19 protein-coding genes are annotated in these 18,245 nt (G+C 37.5%); 5 read left to right on the plus strand and 14 right to left on the minus strand.

The window, feature by feature from the left end; genetic code table 11:
* Positions 1-98: 98 nt before the first annotated feature.
* Together DUT68_RS02835 and DUT68_RS02840 are read right to left on the minus strand one after the other, a co-directional pair.
* Complete coding sequence (locus DUT68_RS02835; protein ID WP_113635587.1) at positions 99-965, minus strand: 1-aminocyclopropane-1-carboxylate deaminase/D-cysteine desulfhydrase; 867 nt, start codon at positions 963-965, stop codon at positions 99-101.
* 48 nt (positions 966-1,013) lie between these two features.
* Positions 1,014-2,051, minus strand: coding sequence for a DUF6588 family protein (locus tag DUT68_RS02840; protein WP_113635589.1), 1,038 nt, complete (start codon positions 2,049-2,051; stop codon positions 1,014-1,016).
* A gap of 191 nt (positions 2,052-2,242) precedes the next feature.
* On the opposite strand from DUT68_RS02840, the gene DUT68_RS02845 reads away from it, so the two are divergent.
* The gene (locus tag DUT68_RS02845) at positions 2,243-3,277 is read left to right on the plus strand and encodes an RluA family pseudouridine synthase (protein ID WP_113635591.1); all 1,035 of its coding nucleotides are present in this window, start codon (positions 2,243-2,245) and stop codon (positions 3,275-3,277) included.
* A gap of 1 nt (position 3,278) precedes the next feature.
* Positions 3,279-4,118: an aminotransferase class IV gene (locus tag DUT68_RS02850; RefSeq protein ID WP_113635593.1), complete on the plus strand. Its 840-nt coding sequence runs from the start codon at positions 3,279-3,281 to the stop codon at positions 4,116-4,118.
* A gap of 125 nt (positions 4,119-4,243) precedes the next feature.
* Here the strand turns inward: DUT68_RS02850 and fmt are convergent, their stop codons facing one another.
* A complete protein-coding gene (gene fmt / locus DUT68_RS02855) occupies positions 4,244-5,158 on the minus strand; it encodes a methionyl-tRNA formyltransferase (RefSeq protein ID WP_113635594.1) in 915 nt (304 codons plus the stop codon).
* A 93-nt stretch (positions 5,159-5,251) separates the two neighbouring features.
* Positions 5,252-5,701 carry an SsrA-binding protein SmpB gene (gene smpB, locus DUT68_RS02860; RefSeq protein WP_113635596.1) on the minus strand — a complete coding sequence of 150 codons (450 nt, stop codon included), beginning with the start codon at positions 5,699-5,701 and terminating at the stop codon, positions 5,252-5,254.
* 140 nt (positions 5,702-5,841) lie between these two features.
* Here smpB and DUT68_RS02865 point away from each other — a divergent pair, with 140 nt between their 5' ends.
* Entirely contained in the window at positions 5,842-8,112 is a 2,271-nt protein-coding gene (locus tag DUT68_RS02865; RefSeq protein WP_113635598.1) for a TonB-dependent receptor, read from the plus strand.
* A gap of 142 nt (positions 8,113-8,254) precedes the next feature.
* Here DUT68_RS02865 and DUT68_RS02870 read toward each other — a convergent pair whose 3' ends face one another.
* The 4 genes from DUT68_RS02870 to DUT68_RS02885 form a co-directional block, all read right to left on the minus strand.
* On the minus strand, positions 8,255-8,671 hold the full coding sequence (locus DUT68_RS02870; RefSeq protein WP_113635600.1) for a type II toxin-antitoxin system VapC family toxin: 417 nt from the start codon (positions 8,669-8,671) through the stop codon (positions 8,255-8,257).
* On the minus strand, positions 8,671-8,916 hold the full coding sequence (locus tag DUT68_RS02875) for a DUF6364 family protein (RefSeq protein ID WP_113636274.1): 246 nt from the start codon (positions 8,914-8,916) through the stop codon (positions 8,671-8,673). Before DUT68_RS02875 ends, DUT68_RS02870 begins: the two co-directional genes overlap by 1 nt.
* 89 nt (positions 8,917-9,005) lie before the next feature.
* Complete coding sequence (locus DUT68_RS02880) at positions 9,006-10,865, minus strand: Nramp family divalent metal transporter (protein ID WP_113635602.1); 1,860 nt, start codon at positions 10,863-10,865, stop codon at positions 9,006-9,008.
* Complete coding sequence (locus DUT68_RS02885; RefSeq protein WP_113635604.1) at positions 10,865-11,518, minus strand: metal-dependent transcriptional regulator; 654 nt, start codon at positions 11,516-11,518, stop codon at positions 10,865-10,867. Before DUT68_RS02885 ends, DUT68_RS02880 begins: the two co-directional genes overlap by 1 nt.
* A 139-nt stretch (positions 11,519-11,657) precedes the next feature.
* Between DUT68_RS02885 and DUT68_RS02890 the strand changes: the two genes are divergently transcribed.
* Positions 11,658-12,128, plus strand: a complete 471-nt coding sequence (locus tag DUT68_RS02890; RefSeq protein ID WP_113635607.1) for an Lrp/AsnC family transcriptional regulator — start codon at positions 11,658-11,660, stop codon at positions 12,126-12,128.
* 96 nt (positions 12,129-12,224) lie between these two features.
* Here DUT68_RS02890 and ung read toward each other — a convergent pair whose 3' ends face one another.
* Both ung and DUT68_RS02900 read right to left on the minus strand, forming a co-directional pair.
* On the minus strand, positions 12,225-12,902 hold the full coding sequence (ung, locus tag DUT68_RS02895; protein WP_113635609.1) for a uracil-DNA glycosylase: 678 nt from the start codon (positions 12,900-12,902) through the stop codon (positions 12,225-12,227).
* A 48-nt stretch (positions 12,903-12,950) separates the two neighbouring features.
* Entirely contained in the window at positions 12,951-13,469 is a 519-nt protein-coding gene (locus tag DUT68_RS02900; RefSeq protein ID WP_113635611.1) for a TlpA family protein disulfide reductase, read from the minus strand.
* An 85-nt stretch (positions 13,470-13,554) separates the two neighbouring features.
* Here DUT68_RS02900 and DUT68_RS02905 point away from each other — a divergent pair, with 85 nt between their 5' ends.
* Entirely contained in the window at positions 13,555-14,100 is a 546-nt protein-coding gene (locus DUT68_RS02905; protein WP_113635613.1) for a DUF2892 domain-containing protein, read from the plus strand.
* Between the two features lie 53 nt (positions 14,101-14,153).
* On the opposite strand, the gene DUT68_RS02910 is transcribed toward DUT68_RS02905, so the two are convergent.
* The 4 genes from DUT68_RS02910 to DUT68_RS02925 all read right to left on the minus strand — a co-directional run bounded on the left by DUT68_RS02910 (position 14,154) and on the right by DUT68_RS02925 (position 18,219).
* The gene (locus DUT68_RS02910; protein ID WP_113635615.1) at positions 14,154-14,366 is read right to left on the minus strand and encodes a hypothetical protein; all 213 of its coding nucleotides are present in this window, start codon (positions 14,364-14,366) and stop codon (positions 14,154-14,156) included.
* A 94-nt stretch (positions 14,367-14,460) separates the two neighbouring features.
* The gene (locus DUT68_RS02915; protein ID WP_237088246.1) at positions 14,461-14,670 is read right to left on the minus strand and encodes a KOW motif-containing protein; all 210 of its coding nucleotides are present in this window, start codon (positions 14,668-14,670) and stop codon (positions 14,461-14,463) included.
* Positions 14,671-14,766: 96 nt separating this feature from the next.
* A complete protein-coding gene (gene lysS, locus DUT68_RS02920; RefSeq protein ID WP_113635617.1) occupies positions 14,767-16,476 on the minus strand; it encodes a lysine--tRNA ligase in 1,710 nt (569 codons plus the stop codon).
* Between the two features lie 267 nt (positions 16,477-16,743).
* A complete protein-coding gene (locus DUT68_RS02925; RefSeq protein ID WP_113635619.1) occupies positions 16,744-18,219 on the minus strand; it encodes a cryptochrome/photolyase family protein in 1,476 nt (491 codons plus the stop codon).
* Positions 18,220-18,245: the final 26 nt, after the last annotated feature.

Consider the following 18,245-nt stretch of genomic DNA (forward strand, 5'->3'; position numbering starts at 1 on the left):
TTTAGACTCGCAGTTCAAAAACTAGGTTTAAATTGTTTAAACCTAGTTTTTCAGTTTTTTCTGCAATTTTTTTCGGGAATGTGGAAAAATATTTTTTACTAAAATTTATCGAACTCGTCTTTTTTTCCAAAAATTCCAAATAGGCCACCGGTATGAACTGCCAAAATTTTATCACTTCCAGATAGTATTCCTTTTTCTACTAAGTCGATGATAGCGTAGCACATCTTTCCAGTATAAATAGGGTCTAAAAGTATTCCGGTTTGGGCAGTAAAATCTTTAATAAATTGAATGAGCTGCGGATTTGTCTTGGCATAACCTCCGAAGTGATAATCGCAGTGTAGATTTAGGCAGTTGGTATTTTTTTCGTAGGCTGCTATTTCATCTTGTATAAATTCACCTGGTTTTAAAACAGGTACTACGTGAAGCCGGGTATGTAATTGCGATTGATTGATGCCTCTCAACAATCCCGCGGCAGTGGTTCCTGTTCCAGCTGCGCAAAAAATGTGATCAAATGGTTTTTCCAGCTCGCTTATGATTTCTGAACATCCGAGTACGGCTTCTTCGCTGGCGCCACCCTCGTCAATAAAATAAGCGTTCGCATTTGCATAATGTTGGTCAAATAGCAGCTGTTTATCCTTGTAGGTATTTCTATCCACAAAATGAAGTTGCATGCCAAATAGCTTGCATAGCATCAGCATTTCGTTGTTTACTATTTCTCCTCTAACAAATGCGCTGGCTTTAAGCCGATGTTTTGCTGCAGCAGCAGCAGTAGCTAATAAGTGATTGGAATAAGCACCTCCAAAGGTTACCAGCTGTGTGCTGTTTTGTTGTAGGGCTTTTTGAATGATGTACTTGAGCTTGCGCCATTTGTTGCCCGATACAAAAGGATCAATTAAGTCGTCTCTTTTTAAAAAAAAGTTAAAACCGCGGTACGAAACCTGATGAATTGGACTAGGTAACTGCATAAAAAAAGCTCCTCCAAAGAGAAGCTTTTAAAATGATTTTTAAAAATTTTATTTTCCTATGCCGAAACCGATACCGCCATTAACATAAGCATATTTGGCTTGGGTATATGAAGCGTAAACTCTGAAAAACGCCAAATGCAATTGAAATCCTAGTGAAGCTCTCATGCCACTTACATCAGTTTGCGAAAATGCAAAAGGGTCATTGTAAATTTGACGACCAGTTGGTGTAGCTGGAGAAACAGGGACCTGAAACTCGTAGGTTCCAAGTGCTTTAAGACTGCTTTCCGATTTTTGGTAACCAACACTTGCAAATGGCGTAAATACCGCTATCGTTTTAGAAACTATTGCGTCAGCACTCATACCTTTAATTTTTGCAGTTAAACGCTGGTTTGGGTCAGGGTTTGATCCCACGCTTAGTGGTAGGTTGTAGTTAAGCTGCGTAAATCCTAAAGCTACAGCAACGTCAATAGGGACTACTTTTTGAGCTTTTCCTAAAATTAAAGGTAAAACTTCAACTTTAGCACCGGCGCCAAACATATCAATCTGTCCATAATCTTTTAAATCTACTTTTGGGATATATCTCAAAGAAACATCGATATTTTGAGGGATACCAACAGTTAGTTGGAGTTGTGGTGCAGGGATATAGCCAAAATCTGTTCCGTTAGGTAAATTGAAATCATTTGTTGTCGTAGGATCGCCATTTAAATGCATTCTAGTCCCTTGTTTATCCTCACCAGAAAAAGTTGGAGAGATAGGATTCGCGTTTGGTGCAGGAGCCATGCTCGTTAAGCCCAAGCTGCGAACATCAAATGATTTATCGCTGTTGGGTACAATTGCAGCCGTAACAGTAAATCGTAAGTCAAAACGTAATGTGTTTTTGGCTTTGGCCGATGTGAACCATCCTGAGTTGATAGCAGTACCAAGCCCTGTAAAAATTGGCTTCAAATAAGCTTGAGTTAATTTTGAAGCATCTGCTGGTGCTCCTTTAAAAGCGGTTCCAATTTCATCTTGAGCCATTGAAGTTGCAGGCAATAAAAAAGCGCTAAACAAAAGGGTGTTTTTTAGCGCTCTAAATTTACGTTCCATATCTATTCGTTTGATTTTCAGGGTCGAAAATATATCTTTTTAATCAAATACGGAAAAAAATTCATTACTATCTTAACATTTTGGGTAAAGTTCTTCATTTTCATGTCTCCTTTCTGCTTCATGCTTTACTCTACAACAAATAAGCCAAATTGTTTGTAAAGAATATCATTTTCATCATTTACTTTTGCAACATGGAAAATTTCGCAATAGGGCAGGAAGAAGAAGAGCAAGATTTGTTTGAGCATTATAATATTGTTGTCGATAAAGGACAATCATTATTGCGAATTGACAAGTTTTTGATGCACCGTATAGAAAATGCATCACGAAATAGGATACAAAATGCTATTGATGCTGGAAACGTTTTGGTTAATCAGCAAGTTATCAAATCTAGCTATAAAGTAAAGCCTCTAGATCAAATTTCTATAGTTTACGCACATCCTCCGCGTGATACCGAGGTTTATCCAGAAGATATTCCACTGGATATTGTTTATGAAGATGACGACTTGCTAGTGGTTAATAAGCCTGCGGGAATGGTGGTGCATCCTGGATTTAATAATTATACAGGTACACTGGTGAACGCTTTAGCTTTTCACTTTGAGCAGTTGCCAACTTTACCCGGCAATGACGGCCGACCAGGCTTGGTACATCGGATTGACAAAGATACCTCGGGGTTGCTTTTGATCAGTAAGAACGAAATTACTATGACCAAATTGGCTAAACAATTTTTTGATCATAGTATTACCCGTAAATATTTGGCTTTAGCTTGGGGTGATATCGAGAATGATGGTCGTATTGAAGGTTATATTGGACGTAGTTTAAAAAACCGCATTGTTCAGGACGTGTTTCAGGATGAAGAAAAGGGAAAATGGTCGGTGACAAACTACAAAGTATTGGAACGTTTAAATTATGTGACTTTGGTGAGCTGCCAATTAGAAACTGGACGTACGCATCAAATTAGAGCACATATGAAACATATTGGGCATCCGCTTTTTAACGATGCTACTTACGGCGGCGATAAGATATTGAAGGGAACAACGTTTACTAAATACAAGCAATTTGTAAATAACTGCTTTGATTTGATGCCCCGCCAGGCACTGCATGCACAAACTTTGGGATTCATACACCCAACAACACAGCAGTATATGGAATTTGAAGCGCCATTGCCGGCAGATTTTGATTCAGTTTTAGCTAAATGGCGTAATTACTTATCGCAACCTCAATTTTAAAATGCCGCATTATACACTGTTTAACGACGAGTTTTTTGAAAAAGAAACACCAATTTTAAAAGTTGGTAATCGAGCTTTTAAATTTGGTGATGGCCTGTTTGAATCTATGAGGATGGCTAACGGCAGGTTGCAATTTCCAGAGCTGCATGCCGATAGGATTAAGGCCACCATGAAAGCCCTAAAAATGGATGGATACAACCTGTTGGACGAATATTTTTTGAAAACTAAAAGTACCGAGCTTGCTCGTAAAAATAAAATTCATGCTAATGCCCGTTTTAGGTTAAGCATTTACCGTGATGGTGAGGGATTATACACGCCAGAAACAAATAAAGTTGGCTATTTGCTAGAGGTAAAGCCTTTGGAAATGCCAAACTACGAGCTTAACAAAAAGGGGCTTATTGTAGATGTTTATGATGAAATTGCCAAGCCCATCAATAAACTTTCAAATTTTAAAACCTCCAATTCATTACCTTTTGTGATGGCGGCTATTTACCAAAAGCAGCACCGTTTGGATGAGGTTTTATTGTTAAATCAGAATGGATTTTTATGTGAAAGCACCAGCTCTAATTTGTTTGTAGTTTACCAAAATCAAATTTATACACCTGCACTTTCTGAAGGTTGTGTAGGCGGTGTAATGCGTAACGTAGTAATGCGCTTAGCAAAACAACATCAGCTGCCGCTAATAGAAGCGCAAATCAACCCGCAAATTTTAAACGAAGCTGAAGAGGTGTTTTTAACAAATGCTATTGGCGGCGTACGCTGGGTAATGGGTTACGGACGTAAACGCTATTTTAATGAAGTTTCAAGAGCTTTCAGTAATTGGTTGAATCAATTAAGTTGATGTCTAATCGGTTTTGATATCTCAACTTTACATCATCTAATCACCACATTTTGAAGGGAATTTCAGTGAAGTCTAGATAGCGGAATAAATTACCAAATTATCTCATTAGCCAATTATCTCATTAACTAATCCACCAACCTTACGCCCCTTAAAAATTCATCAACCATCATTCGTTTCTTCCCCTCTAATTGAAGTTCCAGTAACTTGATGTAGCCATTGTTAGTCGCAAATTTAAGAAAGGTTTTACCATCTGTTTCATAAGTTCCAGCAGTTTGCGTTGGTATGGTAAAGTCTTTTTCGACTTTAAAAACTTTTAAATTTTTGCCGTTTAAAGAGGTAAAGGCAGTAGGGTACGGACTTAAACCTCTAATGTGATTGTATACAGTTTGAAGATCTTGGTTCCAATTGATGTCACAAAAATCCTTAAATATTTTCGGGGCAGCTTTAAGTTCGGCATTCATTGGTTGGGGCACTTCTGTATAAGTGTTTCCGTCAATAGCCTTCACTGTTTTAACAATTAAATCTGCACCAATGTGCATCAGTTTATCATGTAGTGTGCCGGCAGTATCTTCATCTGTAATTGCCGTTTTAGCAGAAAAAATCACATCTCCTGTATCAATTTCGTGCTTTAGAAAAAATGTTGTCACACCAGTTTCTATTTCTCCGTTGATAATAGCATGATTAATTGGAGCAGCTCCACGATATTGTGGCAATAACGACCCATGTAAATTGATAGTGCCTTTTGGCGGCATGTTCCAAACCACTTCTGGCAACATTCTAAACGCAACTACCACCTGTAAGTCAGCCTTTAGCTGCTCAAGCTCGTTAATGAAATCAGGATCCTTTAGCTTTAATGGCTGTAGAACTTTAAGTCCATGTTCAACTGCATATTTTTTTACAGCACTTTCACTTAATTTTTGTCCTCTTCCCGCTGGTTTATCCGCTGCAGTTACTACTGCTGCAATATCAAATCCCGCATTTTTTAGTGCATCTAGTGAGGCAACGGCAAAATCGGGCGTACCCATAAAAACTATTTTCATAAATTAATTTTGAATGGTAAAATGACTAAATGAGTAAGTATTTGTGTGGTATTCGAATAAATGTCTCATTTATCCACTTACTCACTTACTTATTTAAAATTTCATTGCCCTGTCCAGCTCTCGTTTACTATCTCTCTCTTTGATGCTATCGCGTTTATCAAACTCCTTTTTACCTTGTGCCAGGGCTATCTCCATTTTGGCAAAGCCTCTTTCGTTGATAAAAATACGTAAAGGTACTATAGTAAAACCCTTCTCTTCGCCTTTCATCTTAAGCTTTCGGATTTCTTTCTTTTGCAATAACAGTACTCTATCTCTTTTAATGTCATGATGATAGAAAGAACTGTGGCTGTATTCTGAAATGTGAAGATTTCGTACATAGAGATTGCCACCGATGAAAGTGCAAAATGCATCGGTAAGGTTAGCTTTCCCCTGTCTTATAGATTTAATTTCGGTACCTAGTAGAGCAATTCCAGCTACATATTTATCTAAAATATGGTAGTCGAAAAAAGCACGCTTATTTTTTATTTGTATATCGTTAGGCATGGTGCAAATATCAACAATTATAGGTTATAAGTAACACATCGGCATCAAATATTGATTTTAAATTATCGATATTTTTATAAAAGTATTTCTAAATTTATTTTTAGATTTGTCTAAATTTATATTTTTGTAAAGCTAATTATATGAGGTGTCTTTTATTTTTTATTGTGTTTAGTTTAATTGGTTTGCTAGTTAGAGGGCAAGATTTGGTGCTTAAAGGGCGGGTAATTAGCAGCAGCGTTGCGTTGTCTAAAGCAAGCTTAAGGTTAGTTGAACTTCAGCGTTCTACCCAAACAGATACTGCCGGGATGTATGGTTTTGTAGCTTTGGCAAAAGGAAAGTATCAAATGAAAGTTTCTGCTTTAGGTCATCGCACTCAAGTGATTCAATTGGAATTAACTGGTGATACGGTGTTAAATATCGAGCTAGTTGAAAATAAGCAAGAATTAAAGGAAGTTGTTATTACAGGTACGCAAAAGGAAGTTGATAGATTAGAGAGTCCTGTTCCAGTAGAGGTATATAGTGCTAAGTTTTTTCAGAAAAATCCAACGCCGAGTATTTTTGATGCATTACAAAATATCAACGGAGTTAGGCCACAGCTGAACTGTAATATTTGTAACACGGGCGACATTCACATCAACGGATTAGAAGGGCCTTACACCATGGTCATGATTGATGGAATGCCCATTGTAAGTAGCTTATCGACCGTTTACGGCTTATCCGGAATTCCAAATGCTTTGATTGAAAGGGTAGAGGTGGTGAAAGGTCCAGCATCATCTTTATATGGTAGTGAAGCTGTAGGAGGATTGATTAATATTATTACTAAAGAGGTTAATAAAGCGCCAACGCTAAGTTTAGATTGGATGAGCACTAGTTACTTGGAACACAATCTTGATTTGGGCTACAAAGCCAAAATTCATCCTAAGGTAACTATGTTGTTAGGAGTAAATTACTTCAAATATGGCAACAAAGTGGATGATAATTTGGATAATTTCACTGATGTTACCTTGCAGGATCGCATTTCTGTATTCCAAAAATGGAATTTCAGTAGAAACGAAAACAGGTTATTTACACTGGCCGGTAGGTTTTTGTATGAAGATAGGTGGGGCGGCGAAATGAATTGGACCAAAGCTGCCAGGGGAGGTGACGAGATTTATGGCGAAAGTATTTATACCAAGCGCTGGGAATTGCTCGGTAATTACCAACTGCCAGTTAAAGAACGAATGTTTTTTGCCTTTTCGTTAACTAGCCATCAGCAGGATAGCAGGTATGGCACAACTTCTTATATCGCTCAACAAAATATCAGCTTTGCTCAACTAACTTTGGATAAAAAACTTAAAAACCATGATTTGCTTTTCGGTACAGCATTTAGATATACATTTTATGATGATAATACACCGGCTACGCTGTCGATAAATCAACAAAATAATCCAGAAAACACCTATCTGCCGGCTATTTTTTTACAAGATGAAATAAAACTGGCTCGTAAACATGCCGTGTTATTAGGGATTAGATACGATTATAATTCAAACCACGGAAACATTGTTACGCCACGTTTTGCTTATAAGGTAAATTTTGATGAAAACAGTATTTTGAGGTTAAACGCTGGTACGGGTTTTAGGGTGGTGAATATTTTTACCGAAGATCATGCTGCACTAACCGGGGCTAGGGAGGTGGTTATTGCTAGTGCGTTGAAGCCAGAAAAAACCTATAATGCGAACCTAAATTTTCTCAAACGTGTATATGCTGGCGGGCATACTTTTACTTTCGATGTATCGGCATTTTATACCCATTTTAACAATAGAATAGTAGCGGATTATGAAACCAATGCGAATCAAATTAGATATGATAATTTGAATGGCTATGCGGTGAGCAAAGGTTTAACCGGAAATTTGGATGTAATTTTGGATTTTGGCCTAAAGATTAATACTGGTGTAACTTTACAAGATGTTGCATTGGTGGAAGATGGATTGAAATCACAACAAATCTTAACAGAAAAGTGGATGGGGACTTGGTCGGTTTCTTATTTAATTAACCAATTGAATATAGGAATTGATTATACTGGTAATATTTATGGTCCAATGCGGCTGCCTTTGTTAAATGATTTGGATTCCCGTCAACCATATTCGCCAATTTGGAGTTTGCAAAACATTCAGTTTACTTACCGTGGATTTAAAGGTTTTGAAATTTACACTGGTGTAAAAAACCTGCTTAATTTTAAGCCGACAAGAAATAATCCTTTTATCATCGCTCGTGCTAATGATCCATTTGATAAGCAGGTGCAGTTTGGTAATAACGGCAATGCGGTAGCTACGCCTTCCAATCCGTACGGTTTAACATTTGATCCGAGCTATGTTTATGCACCAAACCAAGGTATAAGGGCATTTTTTGGATTGAGGTATCATTTGAGATAGGGTTTCATGGTGTGCGGATTGCAAATCCGCGGATAGGGCTTCGGAAGCACAAATAAAGGGCAGCATACAGTGTCGCAAATCCTTAATCCGCAATGGTAACGACTTAGCAATAGTTTTCTTTTTCCTATACCAGATGCTTCGCCTATCGGATTGTTTGTAAATAGGTTTCTGGCGACATGATAGATAGCTTACTCGTTTTATAATCTTTAATATTTCGGGTAATGATTACCTTAATTCCTTTGTGGCTTTGTGCTGCAAAATTTTGCAATGCATCTTCAAAATCTTTAAAATTGGAATTCATTGCGTCTAATATTGTCTCTCTGTGTATAGCAACTACGTCGATTATTCCTAATAAAGCTCTTATATTTTCAATTACTTTTTCATGGCTTGCTGTTTTTCTTAAAAGATAATAGACATTACTGATCATTACAGGCGTCACAAAACCATTAATTTTTCTTTTTTCGCATAGTGCTAAAATCTTAGACGCATCATCGGAGAAAGGTGATCTGTCAAAGAAGAAATCGAGAATGACATCTGTATCGATTAAAATTTTTTCCATTACAAATATTTTTCAGATAGACGATCTGCTAATTCCTTTTTGTAATCGAAATCTGCGGGTAACTTAAAAGAGCCTTTTAATGATTTAACAGTTGGCGTTAAATCATCCTCGGTAGATGTTTCACTTGTTAATGCCTTTAAGTAGTTTTCAATCAAATCTGATAAGCTCCTCTTTCTCTTCCGAGCATATTCCTTAGCCTTTTCTATAGTCTGTTGTTCTATCGTCAGGGTTAGTTTTGTATTCATAATTTTCATGCCTTTGCATAAAGATACAAAATAAATATTACACGTATTTATTTTTATTTTTTAACACGTGCTTTAGCTTGGCTTTAAGTTTACCTTACAATCAATACAGGTATTTCAACTTTATGTCTAACGGCGTCCACAGTAGTGCCAAAAATTAAATCTTTAAGTCCTTTGTGGCCATGGGCGCCCATTACTAAAAGCTCCAATTCGTTAGTTTTACTAATTTCGGCAATTGCTTTTGCTGTGCCACCAAAACCAATTTGCGGTGTGGATTCGTAACCTAGTTCGGCCAAATTCTCCTGATATTTTTTAAGATTATCGATATCCGATTGGGTTTCGTGATCCATAGCCGTTTTGCCATGATAGCGAGCCACCGCGGTTTCCACAACGTGGATGAGATAATAATGCGCATCTTTACCGCCTTGAATTAGCGCATGCCTTATCGTTTTCCTATCGTGTTCCGAAAAATCAACGGTGATGCCGATTTTTTCATAATTGATTTTCTCCACTATGCCTATTGCTAGTGCATCGCCATGTGGCACATTTCCAAAACGTGTTTTTTTGTTCAATAGTGGATAGATGAAGATATAGGCCAACAACAAGGCTACTAAAATGGCAATAGGCAAAACAAAAACATAGATGTACCAAGCATTGGATTCGGCCATCCATCCGCTAATTTCTTCGATTACCAGCTTGATATTTAACGCCACAATTACTGCAGCACTGAGCCAAGCTAGCACTTTCACCCAAGGTTTTATAGTAAATTCCTTCATTTCTTTCCTGTCGGAATTAAGGTGGATTAGCGGAATAATGGCAAAGCCCAATTGTAAACTTAACACCACTTGACTTAAAATCAGAAGTCCGCCTAGGGCCTTGTCGCCAAAATAAAGAATAGTGAAAAATGCAGGGACAATAGCCAATAAACGGGTAATTAACCTGCGAAGCCAAGGCTGTATGCGTAAATTGAGGTGGCCTTCCATTACAATTTGTCCAGCTAAGGTTCCTGTAACGGTGGAACTTTGGCCGGCAGCAATTAGGGCAATGGCAAATAATGCGGGTGCAACATTTCCAAAAATATTGGTGAGCAATTCATGTGCATCCTGTATCTCGGCAACTTCATGAAAACCATTTTTAAAAAACGCTGCTGCGGCCAAAATCAAAATTGCTGCATTCACTAAAAATGCCAAATTCAAAGCTACTGCAGTATCAATAAAATTAAACTTCAACGCTTCTTTAATACCTTTGCGGTCGCGGTCGAATTTTCTGGTTTGTACCAATGAAGAATGTAGATAAAGGTTGTGTGGCATTACGGTAGCACCTATAATTCCGATAGCAATGTAAAGTGCTTCGCCACCCAACAGTGAAGGCTCAAAACCCTTGGCAATTTCCACTATTGACGGCTGCACGATAAACATCTCAGCTAGAAATGAGATACCTACGATAAAGACCATAGAGACAATAAAAGCCTCCATTTTTCGCATGCCTTTGTTGAGTAAAAACAGGAGCAATACGGTATCAAAGATGGTAATAGAGATACCCCAAATTAAAGGCAGACCAAATAAAAGATTTAAACCAATGGCCATGCCGATGATTTCTGCTAGGTCGCAAGCGATGATGGCAGTTTGCGCCAGCACAAACAGCGGGACATTAACCCACGTTGGATAGGTATTTCGGGAAGCTTGCGCCAAATCTAGCCCTCTAACGATACCTAAACGGGCACTAAGCGATTGGAGCAATAGTGCAATGAGGTTAGACATGAGCAATACCCAAATCAGTTGATAGCCGAATTTACTACCGCCGGCAATATCAGTTGCCCAGTTACCTGGATCCATATAGCCAACGCTTACCAAATAAGCAGGACCTAAAAAGGCCAGTATTCTTCGCCAGCCTTTACGTTGGTTGGTGGTTACACTTTGGTGTACTTCGCTTAACGACTGTTTTTCTGCCATTAGTTTTTCGTAATTAAAATATGTTTTGCTACCTCTCTGCTAATATTTGTTTTTTGGCTCTCCACCAATAATTCTACTGAACCGTCAAATTCTAAAACTTCAATAATTTCAATTCTTTTACCTAAGGTTAGCCCAAGTTTTTCCAAGTGCTTAAGAAATGTTGATGAATGTTCGCTCACCCCGGTAATAGTACCTTTATCGGTAGGTTTTAGTTTGCTTAATTTGATAAATGCCAATTCAGCGAAATTGCCGTTTTTGTCTGGAATAGGGTCGCCATGAGGGTCAACACGTGGAAAATCCAAAAATTCGTCTAAACGTTCTACCAATAAATTAGATTGGATATGCTCCAGTTCTTCGGCAACATCATGTACCTCGTCCCATTTAAAATTGAGCTTATCTACTAAAAACACTTCCCATAAACGGTGTTTTCGCACAATGTTAATTGCCGTGGTTTTACCTTTTTCTGTTAAGGTTACGCCTTGATATTTCACATAATTTACCAGTTCTTTATCAGAGAGTTTTTTGATCATATCCGTTACCGATGCTGCTTTGGTTTGGATGCGTTCGGCAATGGCGTTGGTTAAAACGGGATTGCTTATCTCGGATAGATGATAAATTATTTTAAGGTAATTCTCTTCGGTATAGGATTGCATTTTTGCTTTTCTAATTCATTATTTAGACAAATCTAAAAATTTATCTATAAAATATTAGCTAAATTTTTACAATAATTTTAGAATAAAATTTTGCCGCTTAGCCTTTGTGTTTTACCTTTGAGCAATTCATTAATAAATTATGGCAGCAGAACTAGATAAAATTGACTTTAAGATTTTAAAATTATTGCAAGAAAACGGTAGGATTACCAATTTGCTGTTATCGCAAGAGATTGGCCTTTCGCCAGCGCCAACATTGGAGCGTGTAAGAAAGCTCGAAATGTCTGGTTATATTAAAAGCTACCATGCTTTAGTTGATGAAGAAAAGCTAGGTTTAGGTATTAAAACCTTTATCCAAATTCAGTTGGATTTTCATAAAAATAATACCATTCAGATTTTTTTAGACGAGGTTAACCAAATTAAGGAAGTAACAGAATGCCACCACGTAACTGGTCAGGCTGATTTCCTATTGAAGGTTTACGTTAGCGACATTAAATCGTATGAGCGTTTAATTATGGATAAAATCAGTAAGATTTCTGTGGTGAAAACGTTTCAGACGATGATGATCATGTCTACTACGAAAAAAGAGCCGATTGTTCCGTTGGAGTATTAATTAGTGGTTAGGTATTAGGAGTTAGTGGTAAGGAGTCAGGTGTCAGCTTATGAGGCATCTGTAGATTTACAAATTATACTTAAGGCTTACTACAAATCAACTGATTTGCCAATTAATCACATTTTTCCCTTCCTTTTTAAGGATTTCATTGGTCTTAGAAAAAGGTTTGGAACCGAAGAACCCGTTATAGGCAGAAAATGGAGACGGATGGGCAGATTTGATGATGAAATGTTTGTTTTGATCTATCAGCACTTCTTTTTGCTTGGCATAATTGCCCCATAAAATAAACACCAAGCCCGTTCTTTTTTCGGAAAGCTCAGTAATTACTTTGTCGGTAAACTGTTCCCAACCTTTGTTTTGGTGCGAACCAGCAGTATGCGCCCTTACAGTTAACGTAGCATTCAATAATAGTACACCCTGCTTTGCCCATGAGGTTAGCTCTCCGTGACTGGGAATTTTAAAGTCAGGGAATTCATCAGCTAGTTCCTTATAAATGTTTTTAAGAGATGGCGGCGGAACAACACCCTTTTGTACCGAAAACGACAAGCCATGCGCCTGACCTACTCCGTGGTACGGATCCTGGCCTAGTATTACAACTTTAACATTCTCAAATGGCGTGTGTTTAAAGGCATTGAAAATATCAGTGCCTTTTGGATAAACCGTGTGGCCCGCTTGTTTTTCCTGTTGAAGAAAAGCCTTCAACGATTTCATATACGGCTTTTCAAATTCAGCCCCAAGTACTTTTAGCCAACTATCTTCTAAATCTACCGCCATATTTTAAATTAAAAGTATAAAGGAGAAAGTAAAAACCACTGTAGATACCTACTTTTTAACAGTCAATATATCTACCAAATCAAGTTCTAAGCTTTTTTTAGGATGTTCAACGATACGGCCAATTTCTTTGCCCTTCTTATCAGTAACAATGAAAGTAGGTACACGCTGAATGTCTAATCCATCTAACAATCCATTTTCGGCTTTTTTTGCACCATCAACAGCAATAAAAGATACTTTTTCTTGATCAATTTTAGCAGCATCCATTATCTTCAAAAAGTTTGGAACTTGATATTTGCTATCGCCGCACCAAGTACCTAACACCACCTTAATCTTTTTATCCTTCATTAGCTTTTTAATGCCAGCAATGTTGGCGGAGTCTACCTTGTAGTTTTCGTAATTGGCATCGTAACTCGCTTTAAATTCCGGAAACTCAACTAATCCCTCTCTAGAACACTCGTTTAGCATAATTTCTTTATGTTTAATTTGATCTTCCAATTTTTTATTGATTTGTTGTGCGTTTGCTGAAACATAAATTACGGCAAACAAAATAGTGAATAGATATTTCATAGCAGTCTAATTTTTGTTGAAATTATAAATTTAATCCTTATTTTATGCTATATAAAACCGATATTTGCACAAATATTAGAAAACTATGTCAAATTTAATACGCTTAATTATAGGGTTTGCTTTATTGGGGGCGGCAGTTGCGCTTTTTGTTTTTGGTCATTGGGGCTGGGGAATTCCAACCGTATTTTTAAGTCTTTTTGTATTCATCACCTACTTTTATAACGAAAACATGCTGATTGCACAATGGTATTTGCGTAAAGATAACGTGGCAAAAGCTGAAGTTTTTTTAGGAAGAATTACCAATTATGAAAAGCAACTGAACAAAATGCAATATGGCTATTACAACTTGTTATTAGGGTTAATGGAGTCAAGAAAAGCGCCAATGAAATCAGAAAAGTATTTTAAAGCGGCTTTGAGTTATGGCTTGCACATGGATCACAATGTAGCTTTGGCAAAATTAAGTTTAGCAGGTATTGCCATGGGAAAACGTAATAAACGTGAAGCTCAAATGTACTTGGCAGAAGCTAAAAAAGCAGACAAAAATAAATTGTTAGCCGATCAGATTAAACAAATGAAAGATCAGTTGGGAATGTTAGATAAACAACAGCAAGTGCGTTACAGTCACAGATAATGCTGAAGAATGAAATAGTAGAGAGCTAATTGCCGCAAAGCGATTAGCTCTTTTTATTTGTCGCAAAGCCTGTCGAAGTTTTCTTCGTAGCTAGCGTCGTTTCTGCTCAATAAATCCTCATCATCGTCCATTCTTTTTCTGCTAAAAAATAATTCTTCGGCTTGTATGCGCTTAATCAGCTGGCGAACTAGAGATAAATCAAAAGTATCTTTACTTAATTTAATGCAGTATTCGTTTTCCGTAATTTCAATTGTTGAACTATTCATTTGAATAAAATTTTAGTACAACACTAAATTAAAAAAGGTTTTTTATAGTAATTACGTCAAGCGTTTAAGTTTCTGTTATGTTTATGTTAATTCATTAGGGATGATATTCTTCAACCTTCACATTTCTACCAAGCGTTTTAAAGCGTATACCACTAGCTTGCACTACTGTGATGGTCAAATGTTCTGTTTTACTAATATTTAAATCCTTTACAATGCCCTTTTTACCTTTATGTGCTCCCGCTATAACCTGGCAGTAGTCACCATCTTTAAGTTTAGTTTCATTTATAGTGTTAACAGTTTTCAAACTAAGCTAGCAAAATTTAGGTAATCAGCTAAGTATCAAAACAAAAAATCCCCAGTTAAAAACTGAGGATTTAGCAATCTAAAAAAATATTTATTTCTACTTATGGCCTAAAAACAAACCTTCATCTGTTTTATTTACTTTAAGGATGTTCTTTCCGGTTAATCCTTTTAAAGTAGTATCCCACTTCTTATTGCTCCATTCCGGTAACTTCGCTCTAACATCAGCCAGTAAAATTTGTTCACCTTCTTTTACTAGGGCATACAGCTCTGCTTCCTCTGCCGAAAGTTCAATTTTCTTTTTCTCTGGGCGCATTTGAGGGAAAAATAGTACTTCTTGGATAGTCGATTGGTCCGTCATCAACATTACCAACCTGTCAATACCAATACCTAAACCAGAAGTAGGTGGCATACCATATTCCAAAGCACGAACAAAATCATCATCCATTGCCATTGCCTCATCATCGCCTCTGGCAGCTAATTTCAATTGCTCCTCGAAACGCTCTTTTTGGTCAATCGGATCGTTCAATTCCGAATAAGCATTGCCAATTTCTTTACCCATTACAAAAAGCTCGAAACGCTCTACCAAACCTTCTTTGCTACGGTGTTTTTTCGCTAAAGGTGTCATCTCAATAGGGTAGTCGGTAATGTAAGTTGGCTGAATCAAGTTTGCTTCCACTTTCTCACTGAAAAGCTCATCCACCAATTTACCGCGTCCCATGCTATCATCAATCTCAATACCTAAATCTCTACAAGTTTGAGCCAATTGCTCTTCGCTCATTGCCGAAACATCAATACCGGTATATTTTTGAATGGATTCGTACATCGTCAACTTCTCGTAAGGGCCAGCGAAATCAATTTCATGAGCGCCAACCTTAACTACAGGCGAACCGTGGATAGCTACAGCAATTTTTTCTAAACACTCTTCCACCATGCCCATCATCCAAACGTAGTCTTTGTAGGCTACATAAATTTCCATCGAGGTAAATTCAGGATTGTGCGTTCTGTCCATCCCTTCATTACGGAACATCTTTCCAAACTCATAAACACCATCAAAACCAGCAACAATTAACCTTTTTAGGTAAAGCTCGTTCGCAATACGCAAAAATAAAGGCATGTCTAAAGTGTTATGGTGCGTAGCAAACGGACGGGCCGCTGCACCGCCATGCACTGCCTGTAAAATTGGCGTTTCCACTTCCATCCAACCTTGGCTATCGAAATAGCTGCGCATGGTATTAATTACCTTGCTGCGGTTGATGAAGATTTTTTTATAATCGGGATTTACCGTTAAATCTACGTAACGCATTCTGTAGCGCAACTCTGGATCGGTAAAACCATCGTAAATATTGCCCTCATCATCACGTTTTACTACCGGTAGGGGTTTTAATGATTTTGCCAATACCGTTAATGAAGTCACATGTACCGATATTTCACCAGTTTGGGTAGTAAAAACATAACCTTTGATGCCTACATAATCACCAAGATCTAGCAACTTCTTAAAAACAGTGTTGTATAAAGTCTTATCTTCATCAGGGCACAAATCATCACGCTTTAGGTAAAGTTGTACTCTACCGGTAGAGTCCTGCAATTCAGCAAAAGAAGCATTACCCATAATACGGCGGGTCATAATACGTCCGGCTAGGCTAATGTTCTTATAAGCAGTTTTATCTCTTTCGTAATTTTCGTTAATATCCGCTGCGTAGGCATTTACTTCGTAAGCCTCTGCAGGATAGGGGTTTATACCCAATTCGCGTAATTGTTTTAGCGAGTCACGTCTTTGTATTTCCTGTTCTGATAATCCTATACTCATTCTGAGAAATTTTTGCAAAAGTAGTAAATTTTTCGTGCTTTTTGGCTGTAAGGCTTAAGGTTTAAACCGATCTTTAACGAGCTAATTTTTTTGAAAAGCAAATAACGGCTACTATCAAAAATCAGTCGGGCTATCCGCTGCAATCTTTTTGTTTTCGGTATCCTGTCACCCAATAATGCTGCAACAAAAAGTATTTCCGCTGCTATCCCGTTTAGTTAACATCCGGTTGTGTTACTATTTCCGTTTTTTTTAACCAACGTTTTCAAGTTATTGCTTTTCGAGCTTCTTCAAAAAAGCATCAGCTGTAGTTAAATGCTTTTCACGTTTATCCGCATCCATCTTATCAAAGCTATTTAGTAACATCGATAAGCGTGGTTGCTTTGCAAAAAAGCTCCGATGTTGATCCATGAAATTCCAAAACAAGCCGTCCCAAATCTCCTGCCACTCGCCCTTTTCGTAATTGCTCATTTTTGTGACGTAATTGCTTCCGCTAATGTAAGGCTTGGTACTCATCAAGCCACCATCGGCAAAAAGGCTCATACCGTAAACATTTGGCACCATCACCCAGTCGTAGGCATCTATAAAAAGTTCCATAAACCACTGGTAAACCTCATTTGGATCAATGCCGCACAAATTCATGAAATTTGCCAGTATCATCAACCGCTCAATATGATGAACGTAGCCAGTTGTAAGCAGTTTTTTAATAGTACCGTCAATAGGTGCAATGCCCGTAGTAGCCGTATAAAAGCTGGCCGGAATTTTACGGTGGTGCTTAAAGAAATTTGAATTGCGTTGTTTAGTGCCAACACGCTCATACAAGCCTCTTATAAACTCACGCCAGCCTAATATTTGCCTTATAAATCCTTCTGTAGAATTAATTGGAATTTTGTGCTTTTTCGCAAACATTGTTGCTTCGGCAATAACTTTTTTCGGGTTTAAAAAGCCAATATTTAATAACGGCGAAAGTAAGCTGTGGTGTAAAATGTTCTCTTCTTTTACAATGCTATCCTCGTAAGTCCCAAACTCTAAAAATCTATATTGTAAAAACTCTTCAAACCAATCCTCGGCGTCTTTAAAAGTAACTGGATAAATCAGGTTTTTACCTAGTTTGCCATAGTTTTTAGAAAAATGCTTTTGCGTGTACGCAATGGCTTCTTTTGCATACTCATTGCTTTCTGGAAATTTAATGTATGGAGCCTGTTTGCCTTTTGGGTACTTCTTCCTATTGTCGGCATCGTAAGTCCATTGGCCGCCCTCAGGTTCATCGCCCTTCATTAAAATTTGAAGCTGTTTACGCTGTTGCTTATAAAAATCAGTTTGATGAAAGTGTTTTTTATCGGGCTTAAAATATTGCTTGAGCTCGTCCTGCGTATTGATAAAAAGCGGATTTTCTAGCCATAAGAAATTGAAATCACCTTCATATTTCCTGATCCGGTTTTCCAGCCAATTATCCACAGGCTCATATACCTCAATTTCACTGATGCCTTCTTTTTTAAGCTGCAGCAACAATGCTCTAATGTCAGAAAGTTTGTCGGTAGCGGCTATGTAGTTAACCTCAAACCCTAATTTAGTAAGGTAACTTTCATAGAATTTCATTGTGGCCCTATGGAAAGCTATTTTCTGCTGATGAAAGGCATATTGCTTAAAAAACAACCACTCTTCTACAAGGTAAATGCTGGTGCCTTTTTTAAATTTTACTACTTCGAAAAGTTGGTTTGGAAAAATAATGGCAATGCTTTTCATGAACTGGCTAAATTGTTAAATCCAAA

The organism is Pedobacter zeaxanthinifaciens, assembly GCF_003313335.1.
Taxonomy (GTDB): domain Bacteria; phylum Bacteroidota; class Bacteroidia; order Sphingobacteriales; family Sphingobacteriaceae; genus Pedobacter; species Pedobacter zeaxanthinifaciens.